General features: G+C 67.1%; 6 protein-coding genes and 1 riboswitch. Of the genes, 5 read left to right on the plus strand and 1 reads right to left on the minus strand.

Annotated elements, in window-relative coordinates; all coding sequences use genetic code 11:
- Nucleotides 1-128: 128 nt before the first annotated feature.
- A complete protein-coding gene (locus tag KBA48_RS16580; RefSeq protein ID WP_292908326.1) occupies nt 129-2,207 on the minus strand; it encodes a methyl-accepting chemotaxis protein in 2,079 nt (692 codons plus the stop codon).
- A gap of 219 nt (nt 2,208-2,426) precedes the next feature.
- Nucleotides 2,427-2,623, plus strand: a riboswitch (cobalamin riboswitch).
- Between the two features lie 222 nt (nt 2,624-2,845).
- Between KBA48_RS16580 and KBA48_RS16585 the strand changes: the two genes are divergently transcribed.
- From KBA48_RS16585 to KBA48_RS16605, 5 genes are all read left to right on the plus strand, one after another.
- The gene (locus tag KBA48_RS16585; protein WP_292908328.1) at nt 2,846-4,696 is read left to right on the plus strand and encodes a TonB-dependent siderophore receptor; all 1,851 of its coding nucleotides are present in this window, start codon (nt 2,846-2,848) and stop codon (nt 4,694-4,696) included.
- Entirely contained in the window at nt 4,696-5,649 is a 954-nt protein-coding gene (locus KBA48_RS16590) for an ABC transporter substrate-binding protein (RefSeq protein WP_292908330.1), read from the plus strand. The genes KBA48_RS16585 and KBA48_RS16590 overlap by 1 nt, the downstream gene beginning before the upstream one ends.
- Nucleotides 5,650-5,655: 6 nt before the next feature.
- Nucleotides 5,656-6,636, plus strand: a complete 981-nt coding sequence (locus tag KBA48_RS16595) for an iron ABC transporter permease (RefSeq protein WP_292908332.1) — start codon at nt 5,656-5,658, stop codon at nt 6,634-6,636.
- Nucleotides 6,633-7,424 carry an ABC transporter ATP-binding protein gene (locus KBA48_RS16600; RefSeq protein WP_292908334.1) on the plus strand — a complete coding sequence of 264 codons (792 nt, stop codon included), beginning with the start codon at nt 6,633-6,635 and terminating at the stop codon, nt 7,422-7,424. The genes KBA48_RS16595 and KBA48_RS16600 overlap by 4 nt, the downstream gene beginning before the upstream one ends.
- Nucleotides 7,421-7,865 (plus strand): bifunctional adenosylcobinamide kinase/adenosylcobinamide-phosphate guanylyltransferase (locus KBA48_RS16605; protein WP_292908336.1); only part of this gene is annotated, 445 nt, incomplete at its 3' end. The genes KBA48_RS16600 and KBA48_RS16605, both read left to right, overlap by 4 nt.

A 7,865-nucleotide genomic window follows, 5' to 3' on the forward strand; every position in this document is an offset into this window, starting at 1 on the left:
TGGACAGGGCTTCCCGCCGCGAAGCGGTGGGAGGGTGAGGGTGGACAGGGCTTCCCGCCGCGAAGCGGTGGGAGGGTGAGGGTAGACAAGGCTTCCGGCCGCGAAGCGGTGGGAGGGTGAAAGCCGGTTCAGCCCGCCCGGATCTGGGCCAGGAAACCGCCCACCTCCCGATCGGCCTCCCCGGCGCTGTCACGGACCTTGCCGGCATTGTCGAGGGCCATCACCGCGGCCTCCGTCACGGCCAGCACCTTGTCGGCGATGCCTTGGATAGCGCGTGAGGCTTCATCCGTCCCGTGCGCCGCCTCTGTCACGTTGCGGGCGATCTCCTGCGTGGCGGCGGTCTGCTGTTCGACTGCCCCGGCGATGGCTGTCGCCGTCTCGTTGATGGTGCGGATGGTGGTGACGATACCGACCATGGCCTTGGCTGCTTCCGTAGAGGAATCACGGATGGAAGCCACCAGTTCAGCGATCTCTTCCGTTGCCTTGCCGGTCTGGGTGGCCAGGTTCTTCACTTCCGCGGCGACCACCGCAAAGCCCTTGCCAGCCTCCCCGGCGCGGGCGGCCTCGATCGTGGCGTTGAGCGCCAGCAGGTTGGTCTGGCTGGCAATGTCGCTGATCAACTGCACGACGGCGCCGATACGCTCGGCGCTTTGGGTCAGGGCGTCCACCGTGCCGGTGGCGCCGCCGGCTTCGTCGGCGGCGCGGCTGGCAACGGCGGCTGACATCTGTACCTGGGACCCGATCTCCGTGATCGAGGCACGCAGCTCCTCTGCGGCCGAGGCCACGGTCTGTACATTGCTGGCCGCTTCCGACACGGCCGACGCGCCCAGGGCCGTGCTCTGCTGGGTGTCGGCGCAGTCGGCCGACATCAACTGCGCCATTTCCACCATCTGCTCCGCGCTTAGCGTCACGCCGCGCAGCAACGCCCCCACTTCCCGCTCGAACCGGTCGGCGAGGGCCAGACGGTCGGCCTTGAGTTTGGCTTCCGCCTCGGCATCCTTGCGCTCCGCCTCGGCGCGCATACGCTCGGCCTCGGCCAGCCCGTCACGGAAGGCGCCTACGGCTTCCGCCATGTGCCCGATCTCGTCAACCCGGTCGGTGCCGGGAATGGACGATGTCAGGTCACCCCGGCGCACGCGGACCATAGACTCTGTCAGGGCCAGGATGGGCCTGGCCAGATTATTGCCCATCAGCACGAACAGGCTGGCGGCCAATGCAATCAGAACCACCGCGATGATCGACAATGTGGTGACGGACCGGGTCAGCGCGGCGTCGATGACGCTGGTCGGTACGGTTGTGACCAGGAGCCAGCGCTCCTTCACCTCCTTGAAATGCAGGGGCGTGGCGATCACCAGCCGTTCCTGCCCTTCCAGGGTGATGGTGGCCTGCACGGTCCTGTCGCCCGCTTGGGCCTGGGTCACCAGATCGGCCAATGGTCCTGTTTCCATCGGCTTGTTCAAATGGTCGGCGTCCGGATGGACCACCCAATGGCCATTCTGGGCCAGCAGGCGGACATCGCCTGCTTCCAATGGACGGAAGGCCGCGAATTGCCGCTGCAGCGCCGTCAGGGCCATGTCGGTGGTGGTGATACCGACCGGCTTGCCATCGCGACGGATGGGTGTGCTGACCGTTACCATCAGCACATCCTTGCCTTCCACCGGATAGATATAAGGGGCGGTCAGCATGGTGCGGTTGGCGGCCAGCGGGTCCAGGTACCATTCCTTGATCCCCGCCTCCAATGTCATGACCAGCGGCTCGATCCCCACGGTGCCGTCTGACTTGCGGAAGAAATAGGGGACGAAGCGGCCATTGGCGTCGGCACCCTCCACGTCCTTGCCCGCATTGTCATCACCGTCAAAGCCGTTCGGCTCAAACGCCACCGTAACCCCGACGATGTCAGGATTGGCGCCCACGGCCGCCATGGTCTGGCGGGACAGCAGTTGACGCGTGAAACCCGGGGTTTTCAGCCCCCCCTCGGTCTGGGCATTGATGATGCGGGCATTGTCGATGGCATTCTCCACCAGGTCGGATGCGATCAGGGTAAAGCCTGTCGCGGCTTCCGTCAGGGCCTGGTGGACCTGCTCGCCCGTGGTGCGGTGCGCCTGCAGGGCGGCACCGATGGTAAGGGCCAGGCCCAGGCCCAGACAAAGCCCGACACCGGAAACGGCCAGACGGGTTTTCAGGGAAGAACGAAGCAACCGGATCATGAGCCCTTTTTCCCCCAGCATGGGAAAACCGGCCTGCATCAGCGCGTCCGAGTTATTTCCCCATCCGGCAGGATAGACCTGCTTTGTTCAATCTTTTTGACGCTGCCGGTTGTTTTTCCATTTGGAAGCGGATTTCTTGCCGGTCTTCCGGTCCATGCCATGCGGGCGTGGGTGGCATGTGGGGGTACAGGGATGCTTGCGCACCTTTCGCAGGCGCGGTAAGACCGGGTCATCGATGGTTCCCCGCAAGGGGTGAAAAGGGAACATGGTGCGGCGCCGCAAGGTGTCAATGCCATGGCTGCCCCCGCAACTGTAAGCGGCGAGTACTGCCCGACATGGCCACTGGGAAACTGGGAAGGCCGGGCATGTGCGATGACCCGTGAGCCAGGAGACCTGCCATCGGCAATGCGTCGCGCGGCCATTGGGCGGGGTGCCCCGATGGGACGGTTCACCGTTTCGCGCTGGCGCTTCGGAAGGAGTGCGCGGGTGAACCGGTTCGAAGCCAGGCCCCCCTGGGGCTTTGATGGGACCAGATTATCGACATGAGGCCCACACAGGTGCCCCATCCCTGGGGCGCGGTGTGGAAGTCATGCGCATGCCCTCCGAATTCGTCGACAAGAACGAAACGGAGTTATGAAGTGAGCCGAGTATCCTATTTCCGTGCCGCCCTGCTGGGTGCCGCCGCCAGCCTGTCCGCGTCAGCCGCCCTGGCCGAGCCGACCCAGGTGGCCGAGATCATCGTGTCCGCCAACAAGGTGCCCACCGCCCAGGAACGCGTGGGCAGCAGCGTCAGCGTCATCGACAGCGCCGAGATCGAGCGCCGGCAGCAGGTGCAGGTTCTGGACCTGCTGAAGCGCGTGCCGGGCGTGTCCATCTCCCGTAATGGCGGGCTGGGCAGCACCTCGACCCTCCGCCTGCGCGGGTCGGAAAGCGGCATGGTCAAGGTGCTGATCGACGGGGTCGAGGTGAACGACGCGTCGGGTGCGAACAACGAATTCGATTTCAACAGCCTGCTGACCGGCGACATCGAGAAGATCGAGGTGCTGAAGGGTCCGCAGAGCGCGCTCTATGGCAATGACGCCATGGGCGGCGTGATCAATGTCATCACCCGTCGTGGTGAAGGCGAGACCCGGATCCGCGGTACGCTGGAAGCCGGCGCCTATGGCACGTTCCGCCAACTGGCCAGCCTGACGGGCGGCACGGAGCAGGTGGATTACGCCCTGTCGGCCGGCAACCTGCATACTGACGGCTTCTCCCGCACCTTCGTGGGCGATGAGAAGGACGGCACCGATGCGCGGTCGGTTACCGGCCGGGTGGGCGTGAAGGCGTCCGACATCCTGCGTTTCGACCTGAATGCCGGCTGGTCCTGGCTGGATACCGAATTCGATCCGTTCGGTGGTGACGGCCCGTCCTCGCAGGAAAAGGAGACGTGGCAGGTGCGCGGTGCCGGCACGCTGAGCCTGCTGGATGGCGCGTTTGAGAATGTGCTGGCGGCCAGCTATGCCTCCACCGACCGCGATTTCGACGAGCCCACGGGCTATTACCGGTTCTCCACCTTCGACAGCCGTCGCAAGGCGCTGGATTACCAGGGCAATCTGCGCCTGCGTGAGGCCGACATCGCCACCATCGGCCTGTCGGTCGACGAGGAAGACGGCAAGACCACCAATACGGTGGGCACCGCCACCAGCACGGGCCTGGATGACAGTGTCACCACCAAGTCGGCCTTTGTGCAGTATCAGGCGGCCGTGACCAGCGACCTGACCCTGACGCTGGGCGGCCGCGTGGACGATCATGAGCAGTTCGGGACCGAGGGCACCTGGCGCGCCACGGGCGCCTATCAGGTGCCGGCCACGGGCACCGTGCTGCGCGCCAGCTATGGCACCGCCAACAAGGCGCCGACGCTGTACCAGCTCTACGACCCGTTCTATGGCAACAAGAACCTGGCGGCCGAGGATGGCAAGGGTGCGGATATCGGCTTCGACCAGAAGCTGCTGGATGGCCGCGTCGGCTTCGGGGCCAGCCTTTTCCGCAACACCTATACAAACATGATCGGCTTCTCCAACGGCTATATCAACGTGGCCCGCGCCCGCACCAAGGGCGTGGAACTGACGTTCGAAGCGACGCCGGTGGAGAATCTGCTGATCCAGGCCAACTACACCTACCTGGAGGCCAAGGACAGGATCACGGGCCGTGACCTGCCGCGCCGGCCGCAGGACACGATCAACGCGTCGATCGACTGGACCGTCATCGAGGGCGTCGATGTCGGGGCGGCCCTGCGCTATGTCGGCAAGCAGCGCGACACGGCGTCGGCCACGTCCCCCATCCTGGACAGCTACACCACCGTGGATTTCACGGCGCGCTGGGCGGTTCTGGACAATGTCAGCCTGTTCGGACGGGTGGAGAACCTGTTCGATGAGGATTACCAGGAAGTCCGCACCTATCGTGCGCCGGGCCGGTCGGCCTTTGGCGGCGTGACGGTGAGCTTCTGATGCGGACCGGCGTCGCCCTTCTGGTGGCGGCCTTGATGGTGCTTCCCGTGGGGGCGGCGCCGGCAACACGCGTGGTTTCCCTGTCGCTGTGCGCGGACCAGTTCCTGTTGGCCCTGGACGCGCAGGCGCAGACGGCCGGCCTGACCCGGCTGGCCGGGGATGAACATTTATCGCCCTATGCCGATCGTGCCGCCGGTGTGCCCATCCATGACGGGACGGCGGAAAGCGTTTTGATGCTGAAACCCGATCTGGTCATTGCCGGCGGTTATGCCCGGGCGCAGACGGTGGGCATGCTGGAACGGCTGGGCGTGCCGGTGCTGCGGCTGAAAACGCCGCAGACCCTGGCCGACATTCCGCCACAGATCGAACAGGTTGCCGACGCCCTGGGCCGGGGGGAGCAGGGCCGTGCCCTGGCCGCCCGGTTGCGGGCCATGCTGACGCAACCGGGGGAGGGTGCGCGGCCCACGGCGGCCCTGTACCGGCCGGGCGGCGAGGTGCCGGGATCGCGCGGCATCGTCAATGACATGATGAAGGCGGCCGGGCTGGAGAATATCGGCGGTAAACTGTCGGGCCGGCCCAATGGGCGGGTGGCGGTGGAAACGCTGCTGCTGAACCCGCCCGACCTGCTGGTGCTGGACTCTGTGCGTCCCGACCGGCCGGGGGTGGGGCAGGGGGTGATGGATCACCCGGCCCTGACGGCGGCGCGGACAGAGATGGCGGTGGCGGGCTTCCCCATCGCCTGGTGGCTCTGTGCGTCGCCTGCCTCCATCGAAGGGGTGGAGCGGCTGGCAGAGGTTGCGGGAAAGGCGTTGGGGGTGAAGCGTGGTTCCCTGCCCCTCCCGCAGGCGGGAGAGGGGCGAAACCTGGGAGATATTTCGGTGAAAAGCGATGATGTCCGCCCCTCTCCCACGGGAGAGGGAGGGGCCCGTCGGCGTCTGCCAGCGGGAGGGTGAGGGATCATGGCTGTCCGTATTGCCCTCCTGACCCTGTTCCCCATCCTGCTGGTCGCCAGCTTCCTGATCGGCCCGGCGGCGGTGCCGGCGGGTGATCTGTTGTCGGGACTGTTCAGCGGGCAGGCCAGCCCCGCCGCCCTGATCGCCCTGGAAATCCGCCTGCCACGTGCCCTGCTGGGCGCGCTGGTCGGGGCGGGATTGGGCATGGCGGGGGCGGCGTTGCAGGGGTATCTGCGCAACCCGCTGGCCGAACCGTCGCTGATCGGGGCGTCGTCATCGGCCTCGCTGGGGGCGGTGCTGGCCATCTATTTCGGGCTGTCGGCGACGGCGCCCCTGGCCCTGCCCGTGGCGGGCATGCTGGGCGCAGGGCTGGCCATGCTGCTGATCCAGGGGCTGGCGGGACGGGATGCATCGGTGCTGATGCTGATCCTGGCCGGTTTGGCGGTGCAGACCCTGGCGGGGTCGCTGACCTCGCTGGCGTTGAACCTGGCGCCCAATCCGCATGCGGCGCTAGAGATCGCCTTCTGGCTGCTGGGCAGCCTGACCGACCGCACCAATGACCATCTGCTGGTATCCGCCCCCTTCATCATCGCCGGTATCCTGGTGCTGGGCGGTTCGGGCCGGGCGCTGGATGCGCTGGGCCTGGGCGAACGGACCGCCGGCAGCATGGGCGTAGACCTGAACGCCTTGCGCTGGCGCATCATCATCGGCACCGTGCTGTCCGTGGGTGCGGCCGTGGCCGTGACGGGCAGCATCGGCTTTGTCGGGCTGGTGGTGCCGCATCTGCTGCGCCGGGCCACCGGAAACCAGCCGTCGAAACTGCTCTGGCCCTCGGCGCTGGCCGGGGCGTGCCTGTTGCTGGCGGCCGACATCCTGGTGCGGTTGCTGCCCACCAATGATGAATTAAAACTGGGTGTCGTCACCGGTCTGATCGGCGCGCCCTTCTTCTTTCACCTGCTGCTGAAAACCAGGGAGCGGATGCGATGAGCCTGCTGTCAGCCCGCAATATCCGTTTTTCGCGCGGCGGCCGGCCCGTACTGGACGGGGTGGACCTGTCGGTCGGGGCGGGGGAATGTGTCGGCCTGATCGGGCCGAACGGGGCCGGCAAATCGACCCTGCTGTCGGTGATGGCCGGATTGTTGAAGGCGGACGGCGCGGTAGCCCTGGATGGAAAACCGCTGGAGAAATGGCCCCGGCCCGAGCGGGCGCGGCGCATCGGTTTCCTGGAGCAGGGGGCGACCTGCCACTGGCCCCTGACGGTGGAGCGGGTGGTGACGCTGGGCCGTCTGCCGCATGCCAGCCCGTGGGGCGGTGAAGCGGCGGCGGACCGGGCCGCCATTGCCCGCGCCATGCAACAGTGCGACGTCACACACTTCGCGGAACGGAGTGTGACAAGCCTGTCGGGTGGCGAGCGGGCGCGCGTGATGCTGGCCCGGGCGCTGGCCGGGGACCCGTCGGTGCTGCTGGCCGACGAGCCGGCGGCGGGGCTGGACCCCTATCACCAGTTGCAGGTGATGGAACTGCTGGCGGGGCTGGCGGCCGATGGCATGGCGGTGGTGGTGGTGCTGCATGACCTGACCCTGGCGCTGCGCCACTGCACGCGCCTGTGCCTGCTGGACGAGGCGGGCAAGGTGGCGGCGGACACGGGCCCGGGCGAGTTGCTGGACAGCGGTGCGCTGGGCCGTGTCTACGGCATCGAACTGCTGCGCGGCGGGCATGAGGGGGCCCCCTTCGCCCTGCCCTGGCGCCGCCTGACGGCGGAGATGCGGGCATGACGGGGGTGACCCTGGTGCTGGGCGGCGCCCGTTCCGGCAAAAGCCGGATGGCGGAGCAACTGATCACGGCGCTTCCCGGTCCCTGGATCTATATCGCCACGGCCCAGGCCTTCGATGCCGAGATGCGGGACCGTATCCGCATGCATCAGGGCGGGCGGGCCGAGGGCTGGGTGACGGTGGAGGAGCCGCTGGATCTGGTGGCGGCTTTGACCCGGGCCAATGGCACGGGCCGGCCGGTGCTGGTCTATCTCGTCACCGAGGACTGGTATTTCGTTTCGCACCGGTTGCCGATGGCGCTGGCCGCGCAGCGGGCCGGCTACGACATTCACGTCGCGACCCGCGTGAAAGCGCATGGCGTCGAGATCGAGGCCAGAGGCTTCACGCTGCATCCGCTTGACTGGCAGCGCGGCAGCCTCAACCCGCTTAAGGTGGCCTCGATCG

Source organism: Niveispirillum sp. (assembly GCF_017996735.1).
Taxonomy (GTDB): domain Bacteria; phylum Pseudomonadota; class Alphaproteobacteria; order Azospirillales; family Azospirillaceae; genus Niveispirillum.

What these genes read in the sequence shown, in the direction of transcription:
- KBA48_RS16580 (WP_292908326.1), bottom strand. Translation starts at nt 2,207, where the DNA reads ATGATCCGGTTGCTTCGTTCTTCCCTGAAAACCCGTCTGGCCGTTTCC.
- KBA48_RS16590 (WP_292908330.1), top strand. Translation starts at nt 4,696, where the DNA reads ATGCGGACCGGCGTCGCCCTTCTGGTGGCGGCCTTGATGGTGCTTCCC.
- KBA48_RS16595 (WP_292908332.1), top strand. Translation starts at nt 5,656, where the DNA reads ATGGCTGTCCGTATTGCCCTCCTGACCCTGTTCCCCATCCTGCTGGTC.
- KBA48_RS16600 (WP_292908334.1), top strand. Translation starts at nt 6,633, where the DNA reads ATGAGCCTGCTGTCAGCCCGCAATATCCGTTTTTCGCGCGGCGGCCGG.